Origin of the sequence: Calothrix sp. PCC 6303 (assembly GCF_000317435.1) — a bacterium.
Taxonomy (GTDB): Bacteria; Cyanobacteriota; Cyanobacteriia; order Cyanobacteriales; family Nostocaceae; genus PCC-6303.
Genome location: NC_019751.1, coordinates 6,177,707 through 6,197,744 on the forward strand (window position 1 = coordinate 6,177,707; position 20,038 = coordinate 6,197,744).

General features: G+C 41.1%; 19 protein-coding genes. 10 read left to right on the top strand and 9 right to left on the bottom strand.

All coding sequences use genetic code 11. The features are described from left to right. Position 1 precedes the first annotated feature (1 nt). A complete protein-coding gene (cphA, locus tag CAL6303_RS25060) occupies positions 2-2,701 on the bottom strand; it encodes a cyanophycin synthetase (protein ID WP_041740914.1) in 2,700 nt (899 codons plus the stop codon). A 171-nt stretch (positions 2,702-2,872) separates the two neighbouring features. Beyond that, a complete protein-coding gene (locus CAL6303_RS25065) occupies positions 2,873-3,736 on the bottom strand; it encodes a cyanophycinase (RefSeq protein WP_015200640.1) in 864 nt (287 codons plus the stop codon). 612 nt (positions 3,737-4,348) lie between these two features. Here CAL6303_RS25065 and trmD point away from each other — a divergent pair. From trmD to CAL6303_RS25090, 6 genes are all read left to right on the top strand, one after another. Then, positions 4,349-5,086, top strand: coding sequence for a tRNA (guanosine(37)-N1)-methyltransferase TrmD (gene trmD, locus CAL6303_RS25070; protein ID WP_015200641.1), 738 nt, complete (start codon positions 4,349-4,351; stop codon positions 5,084-5,086). 246 nt (positions 5,087-5,332) lie between these two features. Beyond that, positions 5,333-5,815 carry a 2-C-methyl-D-erythritol 2,4-cyclodiphosphate synthase gene (ispF, locus tag CAL6303_RS25075; protein ID WP_015200642.1) on the top strand — a complete coding sequence of 161 codons (483 nt, stop codon included), beginning with the start codon at positions 5,333-5,335 and terminating at the stop codon, positions 5,813-5,815. Between the two features lie 42 nt (positions 5,816-5,857). Next, entirely contained in the window at positions 5,858-7,654 is a 1,797-nt protein-coding gene (locus CAL6303_RS25080) for an ABC transporter substrate-binding protein (protein ID WP_015200643.1), read from the top strand. Positions 7,655-7,826: 172 nt separating this feature from the next. Next, entirely contained in the window at positions 7,827-8,621 is a 795-nt protein-coding gene (larB, locus tag CAL6303_RS25085; RefSeq protein WP_015200644.1) for a nickel pincer cofactor biosynthesis protein LarB, read from the top strand. Between the two features lie 32 nt (positions 8,622-8,653). Further along, positions 8,654-8,782 carry a hypothetical protein gene (locus CAL6303_RS31575; protein WP_255348438.1) on the top strand — a complete coding sequence of 43 codons (129 nt, stop codon included), beginning with the start codon at positions 8,654-8,656 and terminating at the stop codon, positions 8,780-8,782. A 284-nt stretch (positions 8,783-9,066) separates the two neighbouring features. Further along, positions 9,067-10,743 carry a purple acid phosphatase family protein gene (locus CAL6303_RS25090; RefSeq protein ID WP_015200645.1) on the top strand — a complete coding sequence of 559 codons (1,677 nt, stop codon included), beginning with the start codon at positions 9,067-9,069 and terminating at the stop codon, positions 10,741-10,743. A 172-nt stretch (positions 10,744-10,915) separates the two neighbouring features. On the opposite strand, the gene CAL6303_RS25095 is transcribed toward CAL6303_RS25090, so the two are convergent. The 3 genes from CAL6303_RS25095 to CAL6303_RS25105 all read right to left on the bottom strand — a co-directional run bounded on the left by CAL6303_RS25095 (position 10,916) and on the right by CAL6303_RS25105 (position 13,430). After that, a complete protein-coding gene (locus CAL6303_RS25095; protein ID WP_015200646.1) occupies positions 10,916-11,827 on the bottom strand; it encodes an acyl-CoA desaturase in 912 nt (303 codons plus the stop codon). Positions 11,828-11,944: 117 nt separating this feature from the next. Next, positions 11,945-12,925, bottom strand: a complete 981-nt coding sequence (gene hpnA, locus CAL6303_RS25100) for a hopanoid-associated sugar epimerase (protein WP_015200647.1) — start codon at positions 12,923-12,925, stop codon at positions 11,945-11,947. 109 nt (positions 12,926-13,034) lie between these two features. Continuing rightward, positions 13,035-13,430 carry an MAPEG family protein gene (locus tag CAL6303_RS25105; protein WP_015200648.1) on the bottom strand — a complete coding sequence of 132 codons (396 nt, stop codon included), beginning with the start codon at positions 13,428-13,430 and terminating at the stop codon, positions 13,035-13,037. 174 nt (positions 13,431-13,604) lie between these two features. Between CAL6303_RS25105 and CAL6303_RS25110 the strand changes: the two genes are divergently transcribed. Continuing rightward, positions 13,605-13,922: an MGMT family protein gene (locus tag CAL6303_RS25110; RefSeq protein WP_015200649.1), complete on the top strand. Its 318-nt coding sequence runs from the start codon at positions 13,605-13,607 to the stop codon at positions 13,920-13,922. Here CAL6303_RS25110 and CAL6303_RS25115 read toward each other — a convergent pair. Together CAL6303_RS25115 and CAL6303_RS25120 are read right to left on the bottom strand one after the other, a co-directional pair. After that, positions 13,919-14,737, bottom strand: a complete 819-nt coding sequence (locus CAL6303_RS25115; protein WP_015200650.1) for a DUF3598 family protein — start codon at positions 14,735-14,737, stop codon at positions 13,919-13,921. The genes CAL6303_RS25110 and CAL6303_RS25115 overlap by 4 nt on opposite strands. A gap of 60 nt (positions 14,738-14,797) precedes the next feature. Continuing rightward, on the bottom strand, positions 14,798-15,700 hold the full coding sequence (locus CAL6303_RS25120; RefSeq protein WP_015200651.1) for a cell division protein FtsX: 903 nt from the start codon (positions 15,698-15,700) through the stop codon (positions 14,798-14,800). Between the two features lie 293 nt (positions 15,701-15,993). Here CAL6303_RS25120 and def point away from each other — a divergent pair, with 293 nt between their 5' ends. The 3 genes from def to CAL6303_RS25135 all read left to right on the top strand — a co-directional run bounded on the left by def (position 15,994) and on the right by CAL6303_RS25135 (position 17,889). Beyond that, positions 15,994-16,557 (top strand): peptide deformylase, encoded by a 564-nt coding sequence (gene def / locus CAL6303_RS25125; RefSeq protein ID WP_015200652.1) that lies wholly within the window; start codon positions 15,994-15,996, stop codon positions 16,555-16,557. A 16-nt stretch (positions 16,558-16,573) separates the two neighbouring features. Continuing rightward, positions 16,574-16,777: a hypothetical protein gene (locus CAL6303_RS25130; RefSeq protein WP_015200653.1), complete on the top strand. Its 204-nt coding sequence runs from the start codon at positions 16,574-16,576 to the stop codon at positions 16,775-16,777. A gap of 815 nt (positions 16,778-17,592) precedes the next feature. Beyond that, a complete protein-coding gene (locus CAL6303_RS25135; protein ID WP_015200654.1) occupies positions 17,593-17,889 on the top strand; it encodes a hypothetical protein in 297 nt (98 codons plus the stop codon). A gap of 607 nt (positions 17,890-18,496) precedes the next feature. Here CAL6303_RS25135 and CAL6303_RS25140 read toward each other — a convergent pair. Continuing rightward, positions 18,497-18,970, bottom strand: a complete 474-nt coding sequence (locus tag CAL6303_RS25140; RefSeq protein ID WP_015200655.1) for an NADAR family protein — start codon at positions 18,968-18,970, stop codon at positions 18,497-18,499. Positions 18,971-19,170: 200 nt separating this feature from the next. Next, on the bottom strand, positions 19,171-19,971 hold the full coding sequence (locus CAL6303_RS25145; protein ID WP_015200656.1) for a DUF1868 domain-containing protein: 801 nt from the start codon (positions 19,969-19,971) through the stop codon (positions 19,171-19,173). Between the last annotated feature and the right edge of the window lie 67 nt (positions 19,972-20,038).

Here is a 20,038-nt window from a genome sequence, read left to right on the forward strand (position 1 = left end):
ACTACAGACGATTGACAACCTTGGAATTTGTATTAATCTGTGTGTCAGTTACATTTGTGCTGGTATTTGATTGTTGAATTTCTTCTTTAACGACACCGCGTGCCTTAATTAACTTAATAGCACGACTAACAATCTCAGGTAGAATTACCACTAAGCTATTATCGGGTGCCATATCCAAGGCTTTGTTGATGGCTTGGGTTTCATCCAGGACAGTTTCATACTGACACTTCGAGTTAACTTGTCCAATTCCTTGAACAATAAAATCAGCAGCCGAACCACGAGGTCTTCCCCTGGTATCATCATCTTCTTTGATGATTACCCGATCAAAAATTTCCGCTGCTAATTTACCCAAAGCTACAAAATCTTCATCCCGTCTATCCCCAGGACCACCGATAACGCCAATGCGATCGCCTGTGTTCCAGTTCCGCACAAATGAACCCAAAGCTTGATAACTGTGGGGGTTGTGAGCATAGTCAATCAAAGCATGATAATTACCCAGATTAAACAAATTCATCCGTCCAGGAGTTTGACTCACCGAAGCTCGGAATGTTGTTAAACCTTGGCGAATTTGCTCAATTGTCACATTCTGGACAAATGCTGCCAAAGATGCCGCTAAGGCATTGGCAATCATAAATGGTGCCCTTCCACCCATTGTGAGGGGGATATTTTCCACAGGTTCAATGCGGTGTGTCCAATCACCCTTGAGGATCGAGATATAACCATTTTCATACAATGCTGCAACTCCGCCCTTTTGTACGTGATCTCGTACCAGTTGGGAGTTGGCATCCATCGTAAAGTAAGCAATATTTGCCTTGGTTTTTTCAGCCATCGCTGCCACCCTCGGATCATCAGCGTTTAACACTGCATAGCCATCAGGATAAACAGCTTCAGCAACCACACTCTTGAGATGCCCTAACTGATCGATGGTATCAATATCACCTAAGCCTAAGTGATCGGCAGCAACGTTAAGCACAACACCCACATTAGATGATTCAAAGGCTAAACCTGAGCGCAAAATCCCACCACGGGCTGTTTCCAACACTGCAACCTGTACCGTTGGGTCTTTAAGAATTAGTTGAGCGCTTTGGGGTCCAGTGTTATCACCAGATTCAACTAAGTAATCACCGATATAAGTTCCGTCGGTTGTTGTATAACCTATTACCTTTTTAGTCTGCCTAAAAATATGTGCTAGTAAACGGGTAGTTGTAGTTTTGCCGTTAGTACCCGTAACGCTCAAAATCGGAATCCGACCTGATTGTTCGCCAGGGAACAACATATCCACAACAGCACCTGCCACATTGCGAGGAGTTCCCTTACTAGGGGCGATATGCATCCGGAAACCAGGTGCGGCATTCACCTCAACAATTACGCTATCAGTTTCCCTTAGGGGGCGACTAATATCCGATGTGACAATATCTATTCCCGCGACATCTAAACCGATATGCTTGACAATTCGCTGTGCCAACCAAACGTTTTCTGGGTGAATTTCATCGGTTCGATCCACCGCGATGCCACCTGTACTTAGGTTTGCAGTGGCTCGAAGGTAACAAATTTTGTCTTTCGCTAAAACAGTATTTAGGGTATAGCCCTCTCGTTCTAGAAGTTGATAGCTAGTGCGATCTAGTTCAATCTTGGTGAGGACATTATCATGTCCTTCCCCACGATTAGGATCTTCATTAGTTTCTTCAATTAATTCGGCAATTGTCGATCTGCCATTACCAACAACGTGAGCAGGAACCCGTTCGGCAACTGCGACCACTTTACCATCTACCACCAGTACTCGATGGTCGCGTCCGACGTAATATTTTTCAATAATTACCCCACGAGAAACCTGACGAGCGGCATCGTATGCAGACTCTGCCTCTGACCAGTTTCTAATATCAATGGTGATTCCACGTCCGTGGTTGCCATCAACGGGTTTGATCACAATTGGATAACCACCGACACCTTCAATTGCCTCTTCTAAATCATCGAGGAAATTAATGGTTGTGCCTCTGGGGACGGGGACTCCGGCTTCTGCCAAAATTCGCTTGGTTGCTTCCTTGTCGCAGGCAAGTTCAACTCCCAAGATGCCCGTGTTGTTGGTCATGGTAGCTTGGATTCGCTTCTGGTTTGCACCGTAACCGATTTGAATCAGAAAACGGGCTCCCAGAGGTATCCAAGGAATACCCTTCTTCTCGGCTTCTTTGACAACTGCCTCAGTGGAAGGACCAAGGGCTGAGTCGCGGAAGAAATCGCGCAGGTCTTGGAGATCCTGCTCTAGTTCTGCTCTGGGGTAGCTGCCTCGGTCGATAATGCTTTGGCATAATCTAACCGCTGCCCTACCTGCGTAGCGACCAGCTTCTTCATTCTGGTACTCATAAACTACCTGATAGACTCCTGGTGTAGCAGTCTCACGGGTGCGACCGAAACCAGAACTCATACCAGCTAGTTCTTGAAGTTCAAGGGCGACATGTTCCACGATGTGACCCATCATGGTTCCTTCTTGAACTCGCATAAAAAAACCACCGCGACAGCCAGGTGAGCAATAGTGACTTTCCAGACTTGGCAGCGCCTCAACTAATCCATCGTAAAAGCCGGGGATTTCATTCGAGGGCGTCTCAGCCAAATTTTCTAAGTCGAGGCGCATCACTATTAACTTGTGGCGTCGAATGCTCCAATAGTTGGGACCGCGTAAGGTCTGGATTTTGAGGATTCTCATGGGAATAGGTAGATGGAGATTCGGAGTCAATACTCTAGTTTTTACTGGAATTGACCGCATTAACTGTTAAAGCAAAACAGTTTGGTTCTGACATCCTAATTATTCTCGCTTTTTTTACTGCAACGTAGTTATCAGCGGTCAACTCAGTGTAACTCCAGATACTATGTTCCGTCAGCTGGAAATACGGTAAGTAGCTGGTAGTACATTACGTTGGTAAAGATGGTAGCGATCGCCATGACTCAGAAGATGCATTCGCATATTATGAATCGTTAACGGTTCGGTAGCACCAACACTTGGCTCGTTTGTATGGGTTACTTCAGTTGGGTCAACAATGGTGACACTGCCTTTTCCCAAAACTTGCATCCAGCCATCACGCTCAAACATGGCACAAGTGTCTTCATCGATACCGATGCCCAAACGGTCGGGGTGCGATGCGATCGCGCTAACCAATCTGACCATGCGATTTCGATTATGGAAATGTTGATCCACAATTACTTCTGGAATCAATCCTAACCCAGTTGCCATGTCAACGAGTGAACGATTTGGTGATTCACCACTTCCTCCCCCTGCAATCATGTGATGTCCCATGACCGCAGCCCCAGCACTAGTGCCAGCGAGAGTGAGCTGACCTGACCGCACGCGTTGCCGGATAATCTCCATTACTGGAGTCTCTGCCAGCACGCCACACAGCCGTAATTGGTCGCCCCCGGTTAAAAATACCCCCGTACAATTTTCGAGAGCTTCTTGAAAATGGCGATCTTCACATTGATCGCGTTCACGGATGTCCAAAAGCTCAATTTTGCTAGCTCCCATTTCTTCAAAAATGCGGATGTAACGCCCGCCGATGATGCCGGGTTCGCGTGAGGCAGAGGGAATGATCGTAATATGGGCATCATTTCCACCTGCACGATCCACAAAAGTTCGCAAAATTTCGCGTCCGTGAACCTTATCTTCTGCACCTCCGATTACGAGAACGGCGGTTTTAGTTGCTTGGGGTGTCGTCATTTCCAGCCATTTAGCCTTTAATTGCCGCATTGTGTTACTCCTGTCAACAACTTCAGGTGAAATTAAACAAGTTTGCAAGCTCGATCATTTTCCCGCTATACCTCTTGGAACAGTTTTTGTCCGGAAGCTTACAAAGCGCAAGGGTTAAAGTTTCCTGAATTGGGCAGCATTGCCACCAAAAATCAGGCTCTTCAACAACCAACACTTCCCACACTTGCCCCATACTTGTGTATGTTCTTGGTTTTCACCCAAGACAAATATCTTGTTCTTCACCTGTCCATTTTTTCCAGATCATCGAAATTCTGCTTGGGAGAAAGCTAATTTCAACAAGTTTTACTCTGGATTTGGTTTGATGCATCCTGGAAGTTGTTAACCTAGTTAAATTATTAAATCAAACGTAGATGTGACAATATTTAAACATAAATTAAGTAATTAGAAAAACCTTTGTTTGAATATCCAATCCCAGTACTACAGGAGTTATGGGCGCAAATGATTCAACTTGTACGTGTCTGATGTAACAAGGAATCGGCTACCAACAGGTGGTTATCGAGTAACCATATCCCTTTAGTCACCATTTTCCTAGCCCTGATTTCCGATCCAAGATCCCAATTTAAAGATTAGTGTCCTCGAATACGAATTACTGTGCGCTTTGATATAGTTACGTTGTTTCCTGACTGTTTTACCTCAGTTCTCAATTCCGGACTGTTGAGTAAAGCCCTAGCTAAACAGATTGCTCAAGTTAATCTGATCAACCCACGAGACTTTACCAGTGATAAGCACCGAAAAGTCGATGACGAACCCTATGGTGGTGGCGTGGGAATGTTGATGAAGCCTGAACCAATCTTTGCTGCTGTTGAATCGCTGCCAATTCTACCGCGAAGAGAGGTGATTTTGATGAGTCCTCAAGGACAAACCATTAATCAACCTTTGTTACGGGAATTAGCAACAGACTACAGCCAATTGATAGTTATTTGCGGTCATTACGAGGGTGTTGATGAACGAGTGTTGCAATTAGTTACCCGTGAAGTGTCTTTAGGAGACTTTATTTTGACAGGTGGCGAAATTCCTGCGATGGCTTTAATTAATGGGGTGACTCGTCTTTTACCAGGTACCGTTGGTAAAGCCGAATCCCTACAATCTGAAAGTTTTGAGCAAGGTTTGTTAGATTATCCCCAATACACCCGCCCAGCTAACTTTCGTGGTTGGAAGGTGCCAGATGTGCTTTTGAGTGGTAATCATGCAGAAATTTCTAAGTGGCGATTATTACAACAGATTGAACGTACTCGCCAACGTCGTCCCGATTTATTAGAAAATTGGGACAAGGGTGAAGAGGCAGAGGGGCAGGGGGAAAGGAGCAGGGGAGGAGCAGGGGAGAAATGACCCTACAAGAACTGCCGACAAGGATTGCAGAACATGGGGTGGCAAGTTTTGGGAGTTGAATGACCCCCAAAAGCTGCCTTGTTGAATCCCCATCTACCGGATTCTGATTTTTCTGATTTTTCTGAGCCTTGCTCAGTACCTTGCTTAGTGCCTTGCTCACTACCATCCCCTTTGCGTGTTATTCAAGAAATCGAGAATCTATAATTCTCCCAATTCAGTAATTACCCATTTCAATTACAAATTCAAATGACTATTCGTATAGGTAATGGTTACGATATCCACCGATTAACGGCAGGAAGGCGCTTAATTTTAGGGGGTGTTGAGATTGATCATGAACTGGGTTTACTAGGGCATAGTGACGCGGATGTCCTCACCCACGCCATCATGGATGCGATGCTAGGAGCGTTATCTTTGGGTGATATTGGTCATTATTTTCCCCCTACTGATCCAAAATGGGCTGGTGCAGATAGTTTGAAGCTACTGCATCAAGTAAATCAGTTGCTGCTGGAAAAAGGCTGGAAAATTGGCAATATTGATTCTGTGGTGGTGGCAGAACGTCCGAAGCTGAAACCTCATATTGGCAAAATGTGCGAAAAAATTGCCGCAGTTTTAGAATTAGAACCGAATCAAGTTGGTGTGAAAGCAACTACGAATGAAAAATTAGATGCTGTGGGACGGGAAGAAGGTATTTGTGCTTATGCTGTAGTTTTGTTATTTCAAGTACCTTAGTTAAATTGTGAAATTAATCAGTTATTGGGGGTATTTTTGCGAATGAATTCGATAAATTTTAATTTTTCAAGAAAAAAAATTAGGTTGGTGGGGATTTTAACTTGCTTAGGTTTATGGATCACTCTCTTACTAAATGGGTGTAATTTATCAAATTTCCGAACGGTGGCAGCACAAGCACCAAGTATGATTGTTGCTGTTTTGGGTGAGCCTTCTACTTTTAATTCGGCTTTGAATGAGTCGGCATATAGTGTTTTTGGCTTTATTTATGACTCGTTGATTAATACTAATCCCCTAACTGCTAAGTTAGAGCCAGCTTTGGCAGAATCTTGGCAAATTACTGATAATGGACAGCGAATTTTAATTAATCTTCGTCCAAATTTAAAATGGTCAGATGGTCAGCCAATGACTGCTGATGATATTATTTTTACCTACAATGATATTTATTTAAATCCTAAAATTCCAGCGCCAATTAAGGATGCTTTGAAGATTGGTGAAAGTGGAAAATTACCATCTGTTAAAAAGATTAGTGACCTTCAGGTAGAATTTAGTGTACCTGAACCTTTTGCCCCATTTATTAATTTGGTTGGGGGGATAACTATCTTGCCAAAACATAGTCTGAAGGCTGCAATTGATAAAAAGGATTCTCAGGGAAATTCAGAATTTATCTCAACTTGGACAACAGGAACAGATCCGAAGAAGATTGTGGGGAATGGTCCCTATGTGATGGAAAGTTATGTTCCTAGTCAAAGGGTAATTTTTAAACGTAATCCCTATTATTGGCGCAAAGATGCCCAAGGTAAACCCCAACCCTATATTGAGCGAATTGTTTACCAAATTATTGAATCTACTGATAATCAGTTAGTTAGTTTTCGTTCTGGTGGTTTGGATAGTTTAGAGGTTTCTCCAGAAGGTTTTAGTTTGCTAAAACGGGAGGAAAAACGAGCTAAATTTACAATTTATGATGGAGGTCCCGATACAGGGACAACATTTATTACTTTTAATCAAAGTAAAGCTAAAAATCCTAAAGGACAACCATTAGTAGATCCAATTAAATCTAAGTGGTTTAATCAGAAAGAGTTTAGACAAGCGATCGCATACGCCATCGATCGGGGGACAATTAAGACAAATGCTTTCCGTGGTTTGGGTGTATTCCAAAATTCCTTTGTTTACGAGAGAAGTCCCTTCTATTTAACTCCAGAGAAAGGATTAAAGGTTTATGACTACAATCCTCAAAAATCTAAGGAAATTTTAACGAAGGCTGGTTTTAAGTATAATTCCCAAAATCAACTGCTGGATGCAGAGGGAAATCCAGTAAAATTTACGATTCTGACAAATTCTGAAAGAAAAGTCAGAACTGATATGGTAAACCAGATTACGAAGGATTTAGCCAAAATCGGTATTGAAGCCGATAAGCAAATTCTCAGTTTTAATGCTTATTTGGGCAAACTCAAAGACACCGAAGATTGGGATGCATATATTGGTGGTTTTGCAGGTGGTGGTTTTGACCCCCATGGTGCTAGTAATATTTGGCGAATTAATGGTGCTTCCCATGCATTTAATTTAGGACAACAACCAGGTAAACCTAAAAAAGTTGGTTGGGAAGCCTCCGATTGGGAAAAGGAAATTGATAAACTATATGTGAAGGCGGCACAGGAAATAGATGAAAATAAACGGAAGGAATTGTATTACGAGTATCAGCGGATTGCTTCGGAACAGTTACCGTTTATCCATTTAGTGGAAAGACTTGACTTGCAAGCAGTACGCGATCGCTTCCAAGGAATAAAGTATACTGCTCTAGGTGGTGCCTTCTGGAATATACATGAATTGAAGATTGATTAGTGTTAATAAATCTAGGGTCAAAGAGGAGGCAGGGAGTAGGGGAGCAGAAGCAGGGGAGGCAGGGGAGGCAAGGGGAGTAGGGGAAGCAGAAGCAAGGGAGTTTTCCAAAACCCAATTTTCTGATCCTTATAAGTTGATTATCTCTCAAAGACCCTAGCAAGGTAAATAATAAATGACCAATCCAGACAAACTGCGATCGCTTCTTCAATCTATTGCTGATGGTACCGTTTCCCCAGATACTGCCTTCGAGAAACTCAAAAACCTCGATTATGAATCGGTGGGGGATTTTGCCAAGATTGATAACCACCGAGAATTACGTACTGGTTTTCCTGAAGTCATTTGGGGACAAGACAAAACCCCCGCGCAAATTATCCAAATCATGCAGGTAATGCAACAAAAAAATCCTGTGGTGATGGCAACACGGATTTCCCAAGAGGTATATAACTTACTAGAACTAAAAATTCCCAATTTACAATACTTCAAACTAGCCAGAATTTGCGCCTTAGTCCCTCCAAATAATCAACCGAAATATCACGGAATCATAAGTATAATTTCAGCAGGGACAGCCGACTTGCCCATCGCCGAAGAAGCTGCTGTCACTGCCGAACTCTGTGGTTTTCACGTCCAAAGACTTTGGGATGTGGGTGTAGCCGGGATTCATCGCTTACTCAACAACCGTCACGTAATCGAATCCGCATCTGTACTGATAGTAGTTGCGGGCATGGAAGGTGCGCTTCCTAGCGTCGTTGCCGGATTAGCAAATTGTCCCGTGATTGCTGTACCCACCAGCATTGGTTATGGTGCCAGTTTTGGCGGACTTTCAGCTTTGTTGACAATGTTGAACTCATGTGCAACAGGGATTGGAGTTGTGAACATTGATAACGGCTTTGGTGCTGCAATTTTAGCCGGACAAATTTTACGAACTGCCGCAAAATTGCGGTTGGCATCCCCAGAAATACAGAGTTAAGACTGTGGTAATAATACATCCACAACTTAAAAATGTCTAAATTAAAAATGTCTAAGTTAAAAATGACACCTTTTATCAGCAAATATTGGTTTACTTTCGCAGCATTTACAGTCAGCTTTTTGTTAACAGTTTTGATTTCACCCGAAACGATGGGAGGGTAATCAATTAATTGTTATCGGGTTGTTGATCAATTTTAAATGTAGAGATCCGATATATCGCGTCTCTCTTCCAGAATTCAGAATAGACATCTGTTGGAAATTAATTACGTTTTACCCATAAACCTTCTAGAGACGTAGCAATGCTACGTCTCTACGTTTTTTTCACCAGATATCTAAAAAATCACCTCTCTAGCAGTTTTCCGAAACTGTATAATATTCATTCTCCACAAATAAAATAACACCGCTATCATAATTGACTATCAACGATCACCAACCCAAAAATCAGTATGGCTTCTGCACCTAAATTGCTGACAGATCCATTTTTGCAGCTACCGACACTGAACAGCATCAACGTAGTCTGGTTTACCGAATTTATCGGCGTTCAACATCTTGTTACCTATGGTGAAAACCTTGCAAAAAAAGCTGTTGCTACTACAGTTAAACTCAGCCGTACCCGTGAAGATCAAAAGTCACGAGTAGCAAATCAATCTGAAGATGGGCAGGTTTACAAAGAAATCTTTCAGCGTGATATTTGGCGACATGAAGCCCTGATTAGTAATTTAACCCCAGGAATACGCATCAATTACCAAGTGACAAGCATCCGTGAAGATGGGGAGAGTGTGAGTAGCGATATATTCACCTTAGCAGCAGCACCGAATCCGGGAGTACCAAAGCGGATTTTATTAACTTCCGATCATCAGATTAAACCGATGGTTGCGGCAAATCTGCAAAAAGTTGTAGAAACTGTGGGACAAGTGGATGCAGTGTGGTTTGCAGGGGACTTAGTTAATATAAGCGATCGCGCTAGCGAATGGTTTGATGATAATCGGGGGAATGCTTTCTTTCCCTGTTTACAAGGACGGGCAAATTATGAGATGAATCATGATGGTGTCAAGTTGACATACTATGGTGGAGAAATTATTCAACATGCACCAATGTATACCTGTATCGGCAATCATGAGTTGATGGGTAGATTTAATGGTGATCAAGATAAAGATCAAAATCAAGATCTAAATAACGAATTTAATGATACCATTCCCCGCTCTGTCGCTCGTCAACTATACGGTGAAAAATCTATCAAAGATAATTCTTTTAATACTGATACTTACGAAGAAATTTTTAGTTTACCCAAAAGCCTCAGCGGTGGAAAAACTTACTATGCAGTCACTTGGGGTGATGTGCGATTGGTAGTACTTTATGCCACAAATATGTGGAGATCACCCAACACCGATAAAGGAAAAAAAGGAAAATATGCTGAAGCAAGCCAGGATTTAGAAAATCCCGAAAATTGGGGTTACGGGCAAATTATTTACGAACCAATTAGCAAAGGCAGCACTCAATATAATTGGCTAGTGGAGGAGTTAAATAATGCTGAGTTTCAGCAAGCAAAGTACAAAGTTGTGATGTTACATCATCCACCCCATACATTAGGAGATAACATTGTTCCAGCCTACACCGACCCGGTGCAAGTTATCCAACGAGATGAAAATGACAAAATCAAATCTGTGAGTTATGAATATCCCAAAGATAACGACTATTTGATGCGGGATGTCATGCCATTATTGGAAACTGCTAAAGTGCAATTAGTATTCTTTGGACATTCCCATCTTTGGAACCGCTTCATTAGTTCCAGTGGAATGCACTTTTTAGAAACTTCTAACGTAGGTAATTCCTATGGTGCTGCATTTGGTTCACGTCAACGTGATAATGTCCCTACAAAAAACGATGCCACCAATAACGACGATTACGTGGAAATAGGAGATCCGAACGGATTATATCCTGTAGTTCCCACAATCTCACCTTTAGTAGGCGAAGATAATCAACCTATACCCTTTATTTCTAGTAACAAGTTCACCGTATTTAGTATTTTTGATACGGGAACCGGTGAAGTTAGTAGTTATCGGTTTGATACTAGTGAAATTCATGGGGATGTAGTTAAGTTTGATGTATTTAGGTTGACTTAGGAACATACAGTTTTTGTGGCATCGACTGGTTCCTAGGCTCTCCCTGAGAACCCTGACTTTAAGGCTCTGCTTCTTATCCAGAGTTGGAGGTGGATCCGCCTCCAACTCTGTATTCCTTGCCATAAAGATAATTTTTCCTACCCACCTACTTAGTTTGTTGAGTTTGGAATAATTAGGAATCTACTGATGCTTCTATCGCAATTGGCAACTGTGAACATTGAAAGGTTTTATCTTTAGCACGCGCTAGTAGTTCAGTTTCAGATGGAACTCTCAGCTTTGAGGCTATTCCCAAAAACTGAAGCATTTTAATAAAGCTAAAGGTGGGGTCTGGAAGATAAGCGATTTTTCCAGAACGAATGGTGATACCATGGCGACTGGATGACTGAAAGGCGTGATGGAGATTATGCCAGCCTTCACCGAGGGTGAGAAATGCCACAAACCAATTATTACGGCTGAAGTCGTCGGTAATAAATGGTTGTTCACCCACAAGATGAGAAAGAGAATTGACAGTTTGCACCCCGTGAAATAGGAGGGTTGTGCTGAGGAAAAAAGCGCCGAGATATTCAACACCACCGATGTAATAGGAGATTGCGGCAAGTGCGAGTGTGGGAACAAAGTGTAAACGGTCGATTATTTTTAGTACGCGATCGCGTTCAACGTCAATTGGTAGTTTAGCAGGAAAGAATCGGGGTGATAACAACCAGCCACCTTGAGAAAAATAAAATCCTTTGATTCCCTGAAGTGGGGTATAAGGAGAATGAGGATCAAGAGGTAAATCTGCATGTTGGTGATGACTCATGTGGTGTGCTTTCCACCAACTAGGTCCCATTTGTCCTGCTGATGCTGCCACAATACAACCTATCCATAGAAATGGAGCAGGTACTTGATAACTTTTGTGAGTGAGTAGTCTATGGTAAATACCAGTTGTTGCTAACATCCGGATTTCATATAAAAATATGATCCAAACAACAGCACCTAATGATAAGCCAGTAGTTAGAAGGAGTAATGATCCGATATGACTGGCGATAATCAGTATCGGACCAATGATATAAAGAGCGATTGTGAGTGGGGGGTACTGTCTCATTTTGGTTCTGCTGTCCTGAAAAAATGGCTAAAGTACATATGTCGGACAAGGAAAGCAGGTTAACGACTTTTGGAAGTCTTTACATCTGACCTAAACGACTTTGAGTTGTACGTTTAACTAAACATACCCATGAATTCTAAACCAATTAATGGCTGCTTTCATCCCATTATCTAATGGTGTTTGTGGAAGTCCTAATTCATTGATAGCTTTTGATGGATCGTAATACATTGATTGCTTTGCCATACGTACACCATCAAGGGGAACTGATGGTTTTTTACCTAAATTTGCAAGGATTTTTTCGTCAATCCAAGCCACACTAAAAGGTATCCATGCAGGTATAGATTGTTGCGGGGCAGGAATTCCTGTGATCTCTGCTAGTTGATCGAGAAATTGTTTTAATGAGAGGTTTTGATGGGCAAGAATATATCTTTCACCCGATTTTCCTTTTTGTAAGGCTAATAAATGACCCATGGCTACATCACGCACATCAATAAAATTTAGTCCAGTATCAATGTATACAGGCATTTGCCGACGTAGGAAGCGCAGAATAATGTCTCCGGTGGGGGTGGGTTTAATATCCCCAGCACCAATTGGACTACTGGGGTTAACAATAACTATTTCTTGGCATTTGGCTGCTTCTAGAGCTTTTTGTTCAGCTAAATATTTAGATTTTTTGTAATGTCCGACTAATTCTGTGATGGGGCTTTGATAAGTTTCGTTGGTGGTTTTGCTGTTTTTGTTAATCCCAATTGCGGCAACAGAGCTAGTATAAACTGTGCGTTCAATTCCCGCTTTTTTGGCGGCTGCTAAAATATTTTCGGTACCAGAAACGTTGTTTTGATAAAGTTCTGTTCGATCTTTTTGCCAGAGGGAATAATGTGCTGCAACATGAAAAAGATATTGACATCCCTGAAGCTGAAGGTAGATATCTGGATCGTTTAAGTCACCTTCTACTAGTTCTATATCCAGGTTTTTGAGATTATCAAGTTGGCTTTGAGGACGTACTAAAGCCTTAATTTGATAACCTTGTTGCAGTAATAATTGGGTTAGATTTGCACCGATGAAACCAGTTCCACCTGTTATAAAGACCTTTGACATTTGAGATATGTAATTAAATTTATCATTCAATATAAAGAAAGATGCAAATACAAAGAGAGACGTGACATGTCTCGTCTCTACATTAGTTATTGATATGAAATCTGCTGTATCATGAATATCGCACTAAGCCGAGAATGATGGCAATTAAGGAACCAAGAAGTAACACGATGCTACTAAGGAAACTAATGGCAAAACCGATTCCTCGTTTTTCAGCGGCTTGGTAGTATCCCCAAGCATAAGCAATTCTACCCACCAACCAAATCATACCAATAACCGCTCCCCACAACTCGCTGACGTAGAAGGAGAATAACCACAAAGCAGGTAGAAAAAAAACTAATTGTTCGAGGGTGTTTTGTTGTACACGCAGTACTCTCTCAAAATCCGGATTTCCTGTTGTTTGAGGAACGGGTACATTATATTTAAATCTAGCTCTACCAACATTAATTGTAAAAACAAAGTATGCAAGTAGTGTTAGAGCAGTGACAAGACTAGTTAAGGGGAACATATCAGTTATCAGGTATCAGTTATCAGTTATCAGTTAGAATTAGCAATTAAATAATATACATATCTTGTGGAATGGGCATCTTGCCCGTTAATCTAATTTGTACAGGCAGGATGCCTGTTTCACAAAATAAAAACTTGCATTTGATTTAATCCGCATTCCTTAGATGAGTTGTACATGTCTACATATAACGTGATTTATGAGGTGGTGCGAAAGATTCCTTGGGGAAAAGTCGCAACTTATGGACAGGTGGCTGATTTAGCAATGTTGTCTGGGAAAGCGCGGTTGGTGGGTTATGCGCTGTACCAAGTGGATGTAAATTCGGATATTCCTTGGCAACGGGTGATTAATGCCAAGGGTGAAATATCCAAATCTCCGGCTAGATGTGGGGGTGATGCGTTACAGCGATCGCTTCTGGAGCAGGAAGGGGTAAAGTTCAATAAGGTAGGTAAAGTAAATTTACGAGAGCATCTTTGGAATGGGGTTGATAGTTAACTTACTTTCTTTTCGGTGACTAGGGTTAAGCTTACCCATTCACCTTTATTGTCGTAAGTACGGATGATTCTTTGGCGAAGATTAGGTTCGATTAACCAACCTGCTTCTAAAAATAATGGTTGCCGTAATTGGGCTTTAACTGGAAAAGTTGCGGAAGCACCATCTGGCAACATCATGACTTGGAAGGGATTTTCGGGGTTATCATCAAAATCGAGAATCGAACCGTTGATGGTGGCAGTAGATGCAATCATTTTCTCACTACCGAAGTAAGTGTTTTGAATTAAACGCTGATGTTTATCCAGTTTTAATTGCATTTTACTATCGAAGCTCACAGGCGATCGCAGATCGGGATAAATGGTTATTCCTTCGCCTTCCCATTCTCCCAGAAGTGACTCCACTTGTAGCGGTGGACGTTCATCGGGTGTAGTCCCTTCTCGATGTTCTCGAATCAGAGTTAGGGTAGATAAATTGCTTTGATTATTAAACAGTTGTACGAAGCGCAAACGGCGATTTTCGTGGATAAAGCTAAATTCTCCGCCAAAATCACCATAGGGTGAAAATTGCATGGCACCTTGAGAAAACGCCCCATTCTCAAAAAACAGTAAACTACGTGAAAGACTGGAAGTGTCCAAAACTAGATCATTTTTCCCTTCCCGCAGTAGCGTCAAACGCACTGTTGACTGGGTATCATCCAAGGTTTCCAAAGTGAGACGACTGGGAATATCTTCTTTAAGTTCACCTTGAGGGGAAAATACAGTAAAAGAACCCTGCCAAACACCGAGATTTTGTAGTAGAGATTCCCATTGCGATCGCATAATTGATTTAAGGCTTGATATTCCGTTAATTCAATTTAACCACTATTACTAATCGTCTTCCTAAGTCTTGGCAAATTTCCTCACCGCGAATAAACTCCCTACTAATCCTACCGCTGTACCGAAACATAAAAGAATAAAAGGCAATAAAAATGTTTGACTGGTACTCAGTTGTAAACTGGTGCTGAGGAACTTGATAAAATCAGGTTGATTTGCCAATAGCTTCCGCAAAAACTGCTGACTTAGGGAAATAAAACACCATGCGATCGCGCTACCAACGAAACCAAATGCGATACCCTGGAAAATGAACGGCAAATAAATCCACGAAGCTGTTGCACCCACCAATTGCATAACTTCGATTTCCCTACGTCTTGCCATCACTATCAATCGAATGGTGATACTAGTGACAGCAACAGCAGTTAGCGTCAAAATGCCAATTATTATAATTGTTGCCCAATTTAAACCCCGATGTAACTGACCAATTCGCTTGACAGCTTCATCAATATACTGTACCGATTCCACACCCTTGATTTTTGCCAACTGCATCGCTAACCTGGGTACAACATCAGGATTCTGCGCTTTAACTCGCAACTCATCCACCAGCGGATTACTTCCTAATTGCTGTGTTGCACCTTGAATATCCGACATCCCCAACTCTTTCACCAGCTTTGTCCAAGCTTGCTCCTTAGTAACTTTTTCTACATTTGTGACACCGGGTAATTGAATTACCATCGGTTCAACTGTATTAACTTGAACATTCGGCTCCAGATAAACAGATACCTCCAACTGACTGCCAAACTGATTGAGTAATTTTTCCATTTGCCAGGAAGTTTGCACACTCAAACCGAAGAGAAACAGCAGTACAGTTACAATGCTGATGGCTGCCCAATTCATCCAACCACCGCGCTGCAAACCTAGAAATGTCTCTCTAAGGAGATAATCTAACTTAGTGAATATTCGTAGCACAGCTATCCTTAATGTTTTATTTAGTACTTTTTAACTAGAAATAATTTAGTAGTCAATGGTTATGGAAGGGAACAGGGAATAGCACTTTGTAGAGACGTAGACATGTCATGTCTCTCTTTACTTCGCGTCTACCTTACCTCGCAAGTCTCTAACCGCATAGTTCTTGTGTAATTCCTACTGTTCACTGATAACTGTTTACTGATAACTGATTTCCCCTGTATTGTTAAGATAAAAAAAGAAGCTTCGTATAAAATCTATAAAATCTAGTTTAAGGATAGCGAGTAACCTGCCAAATGCCATCACAAATCGCTGTTGAGAAGAAAAAGTTAAAAAACCCGCCATTGGACATACATTACCTTGGCGATCGCGTGTTGCGTCAACCAGCCAAAAGAATTACCAAGGTGGATGATGAAATCCGCCAAATTGCCCGCCAAATGTTACAGACAATGTACAGCAGTGATGGGATTGGTTTGGCTGCACCACAAGTTGGGATTCATAAGCAACTAATTGTAATCGATTTGGAACCAGATAAACCCGAACATCAACCCTTGGTGTTGATTAACCCAGTTGTCAAACAGGTTAGCAAAGAGGTTTGTGCGGCTCAAGAAGGCTGTCTTAGTATTCCGGGAGTATACCTTGATGTCACGCGTCCATTATCGCTAGAACTCAGCTACAAGGACGAAAACGGTACACCCAAAACCCTCAAAGCCACAGATTTACTCGCACGTTGTATTTTACATGAGATGGATCACCTCAATGGTGTGGTATTTGTAGACCGTGTGGAAAATTCTCTAGCTTTGTCACAGGAACTATCAAAACATGGTTTCTCACAGCAAGCAGTCAAACCAATTGTTTAAGGGTGGATGAATCAAAGTGTACTTAACTCCAAAAAGCGGTCTATTATTACTAGTTTCCTGCGTGAGTGCGATCGCAGCTGTCGGTTGTGTCTTTGAATTAACATCAGGACAACCAGATTTAGGCAACCAAAACACCGCAATTATCTTAGCTGTCAGCATTCCCCTAACTGTCCTAGCATTTCTTGCCGCAGTTAGAGATGCTAAGGATAATATGGAATAGGCATCAGGTGCCAAATAGGTGAAAGGGAGAGTAAAAGCACTGCAAAGCCTTTTAGTTTAACTTTCACCTTTTATCTTTAGTTGAGAAACAATTACTCTATTTTTTATATGAGCCATTTTTCCTGTTTTCGCGGAAAAGTGGCTCATCTTGTGAGAAATGCGGGTTTAGATATACAAATTAGGCACTTGACAGCTTAAGAATTCATTCCCAATCCCTTACTTCGTGTATGAGATTATGCTAAGTTATGTAACAGTAACGCATAAAAACTTCATATCTTTTGAGAGTAAAGATTTTTTCTCAGATTTAGCTTATTTTCAATACTCTCCAACCTCATGCCTTAAGTTCCGGTGATTCTACTGAGAAGCCTCAAACGCTGAATAATTTGATCAAATTGGAAGATCTAACTCAAAATCTTTGGCGAATTTTACCCAATTTTTTATCATTCCCATAATTAGGTCATTTCTAACCTCAACTAAATAGAAATCTGGTGAATTATGCCTTACTTAAATCAACTATTCTCGTCATAATAAGCCTTTCCAAGGATAAAATAAAATTTACCCAGAATATGATCTGAGTTATTTAGGGTTGATCCCTAATGGGTTTTGATTATATTTTCTTTAAGCCAGAAATATTTTTTGTATAGTAAGTTAATTAAAAGTTTGAAAAACATAACACAAAGATAAAAACAATCTTAAATTATTTTTGCCTCTGGGATCGCTACAACCTAGACCAATTAATGGTTTGTTGGCAATTATCCGTAATTGTATCTAGACGGAAAATAAAAGAGGAAAAGTAAACCCTCAATCGCACCAAGAATGAAGAGCGCTAAATCTTTTACTTCTGCTTGTCGATATTGCCGTCATTATCAGCCAGAAGGTCGTCGTGGAGGAGTTTGTGGTCAACTTGGGGCACCTGTCCAAGGAAGTTGGAAAGCATGTTCTTTTGCCTTACCTCCATTTGCACCATCTTGGGAAAGTTTGGAAGATGTCTGGAGTTTGCCAGAAGCACAACCTGTTTTAACCTCCTTTACTCATCCTTGGGGTGCAGAAGCAGAAACAATTACCTCCCCTAATCCAGAACATGCCACTGTAGCTGAGAAAGTCTTAATATAGCCTTAATGAATTTTTGTAAAATAAATTAAATTATCTTGAGTGTTCCTTAGATTCACAAGTTAGATTCAACCTTGATGTAGGTGGAAAAGCCAACTGCAATGAGTTTAATAATTTGACGGTGTAGACTTCACCTATAATGTGACTGCTGTGAAAGTGTCCATAGGCGAAATAAGCCTAATATAAAGTCGATACTAGTTCGACTAAAAACAGAATACAAATACAGAACTTACGCATTGACACGAAATATGTTTGTTTGACAAAACATATTTATCGTAGGGGTTTAGCAATGTGCTTTACCCCTACGGCACGGCTTAATGTACAATCGAAGAATGATTCACCAAAACCTGAAATACCCTATTTTCCTGGGTATATATCATGGTTAATTTCTATAGTGCGTAAATCCTAAAATAACCAACTGGTTAGAGATTAATTTAGGAATGCAAATATTAGATATATATGAACACGGCGATAATAGATCGAATCTGTGGTGCCTTCGGTGTTACTTCCAACAGAATTGAGGGGTGATCATCCAATTTCCTGTTTCCTAACACTGACAATTGAATGCTGACGGATTTGGACAAACATCAGTGAACTACCCACATTAAATTTATTTATCTAGTGTATTTATTGATAAAAACAAAACTCGCAGTTCACTACGTACCTGCATCAAAGCTTGTCCAAGTTGATTTTGACCAGTTTTGTCATTGCCACAACCCCAAAAATAATCATTTGGAGAATCTTCAACCAATAATTGCTCATTAGTTGCCAAAAGGATTGTACGAATGTCAGGATGGGTGAAAAACTTTTGCCAAACTGCTTTATGCATGACCTCAATTTTGGCAATATCCCAATCGGGACGAAGTTGAAGCTTCGGATCACGTCCCAAAGCTGCTGCTAATTCAGGGGTTGCGGCATTATGAATTAGAGGAATCATTTCTGCATCCACACTACCGACAAATTTTTGTGCTTGATAATAATGCTCGACTGTTGACCAATAGGTTCCCGCAATTGTAATCCCATGGGGAGAAAAATTGGAAAAACAGCCATAAGCATCGGTAACTTTATAAAAGTAAATCGCCATTTGTCGAGTTGGAAGGTGGAAATAAATTCAGAAGTCGGGGACTAGGAATTGAATTAGATTCAGAACTGCAAAAATTCGACTAGTACAAGTCGGCGGAAACTAAGCTACCATTTAAGATGGCTTAAAAGTCCATAAAATCATCTTTCTTTTTTGCCTTTTACTTTTGCTTTCTTGTACTAGTGGCTAGCCTCCAGCCTATCCTAAAAATCGATTGCAGCCCAATTAGGTTGACGATAATAGCGCGTCATATCGTCAAATTTTCGCAGTTCAACGCGGTTAATTGTGAAATCTGGTGTATCTGTTAACCATTTTTGATTGAATTCTGTCATTGTATCGGCAAAGCGATCGCGTTTCCAATCGGGCTTGGGTTGTCCGAAGTAAGCTAGTGTGATGTGTGCGGTATAGTGATACTGCTGTTCGATACCTAAGCTGATTAATTGGGGGTTTTGGTAGATTTTTCGCCTTAATTGGATAATTTGCTCATAACTGGCTTGATTTTTAGGAACCAAAGAAATACCAATTGCCCTTGGCATGATCATTATCCCTAGTATGTTCCAACGATTTTCACCTGGAGGAAAATTAGGGTTTTGGTGGTATTGCTGAAAAATTTTCCCACAACATGATTGTAAATCGGACTCAAAATGCGGATTGCGATCGCAAGCATGATGATAAGCACTATCCCAAATCAAATCCGCTATTGTCATGTGGAAACTTGAAGTAGGTAAAGCTACTATCAAATCTGATAAATCATGATCAACAGCTAGCTTCAGTAATTCTTCCTGATAAAGCTGTATTTGAGCATAAAAACTTGAATTTTGGGATTCTTCCCCACTTGGTGGAGTAATTAAGGTGTAGCCAGGAAATGCCGCTGCTTTTCTTTCACCATTAGGTGTAAGACAAAACTTTGAAGATTCCTGAACATGTTGGACTTGTGTCTGGTAAGTTTCCGGTAACGTTGTTCGTGCTACCCGATTTAAATAAGTCTGATAATTATCGTCCACCCTGTGTCACCCATATATTCTCATCTGATTGTACCTAACTCTACAGTAACCCTCCCAATATTGAGCA

What these genes read in the sequence shown, in the direction of transcription:
- cphA (WP_041740914.1), bottom strand. Translation starts at nt 2,701, where the DNA reads ATGAGAATCCTCAAAATCCAGACCTTACGCGGTCCCAACTATTGGAGC.
- CAL6303_RS25065 (WP_015200640.1), bottom strand. Translation starts at nt 3,736, where the DNA reads ATGCGGCAATTAAAGGCTAAATGGCTGGAAATGACGACACCCCAAGCA.
- ispF (WP_015200642.1), top strand. Translation starts at nt 5,333, where the DNA reads ATGACTATTCGTATAGGTAATGGTTACGATATCCACCGATTAACGGCA.
- CAL6303_RS25080 (WP_015200643.1), top strand. Translation starts at nt 5,858, where the DNA reads ATGAATTCGATAAATTTTAATTTTTCAAGAAAAAAAATTAGGTTGGTG.
- larB (WP_015200644.1), top strand. Translation starts at nt 7,827, where the DNA reads ATGACCAATCCAGACAAACTGCGATCGCTTCTTCAATCTATTGCTGAT.
- CAL6303_RS31575 (WP_255348438.1), top strand. Translation starts at nt 8,654, where the DNA reads ATGTCTAAATTAAAAATGTCTAAGTTAAAAATGACACCTTTTATCAGC.
- CAL6303_RS25090 (WP_015200645.1), top strand. Translation starts at nt 9,067, where the DNA reads ATGGCTTCTGCACCTAAATTGCTGACAGATCCATTTTTGCAGCTACCG.
- CAL6303_RS25095 (WP_015200646.1), bottom strand. Translation starts at nt 11,827, where the DNA reads ATGAGACAGTACCCCCCACTCACAATCGCTCTTTATATCATTGGTCCG.
- hpnA (WP_015200647.1), bottom strand. Translation starts at nt 12,925, where the DNA reads ATGTCAAAGGTCTTTATAACAGGTGGAACTGGTTTCATCGGTGCAAAT.
- CAL6303_RS25105 (WP_015200648.1), bottom strand. Translation starts at nt 13,430, where the DNA reads ATGTTCCCCTTAACTAGTCTTGTCACTGCTCTAACACTACTTGCATAC.
- CAL6303_RS25110 (WP_015200649.1), top strand. Translation starts at nt 13,605, where the DNA reads ATGTCTACATATAACGTGATTTATGAGGTGGTGCGAAAGATTCCTTGG.
- CAL6303_RS25115 (WP_015200650.1), bottom strand. Translation starts at nt 14,737, where the DNA reads ATGCGATCGCAATGGGAATCTCTACTACAAAATCTCGGTGTTTGGCAG.
- def (WP_015200652.1), top strand. Translation starts at nt 15,994, where the DNA reads ATGCCATCACAAATCGCTGTTGAGAAGAAAAAGTTAAAAAACCCGCCA.
- CAL6303_RS25135 (WP_015200654.1), top strand. Translation starts at nt 17,593, where the DNA reads ATGAAGAGCGCTAAATCTTTTACTTCTGCTTGTCGATATTGCCGTCAT.
- CAL6303_RS25140 (WP_015200655.1), bottom strand. Translation starts at nt 18,970, where the DNA reads ATGGCGATTTACTTTTATAAAGTTACCGATGCTTATGGCTGTTTTTCC.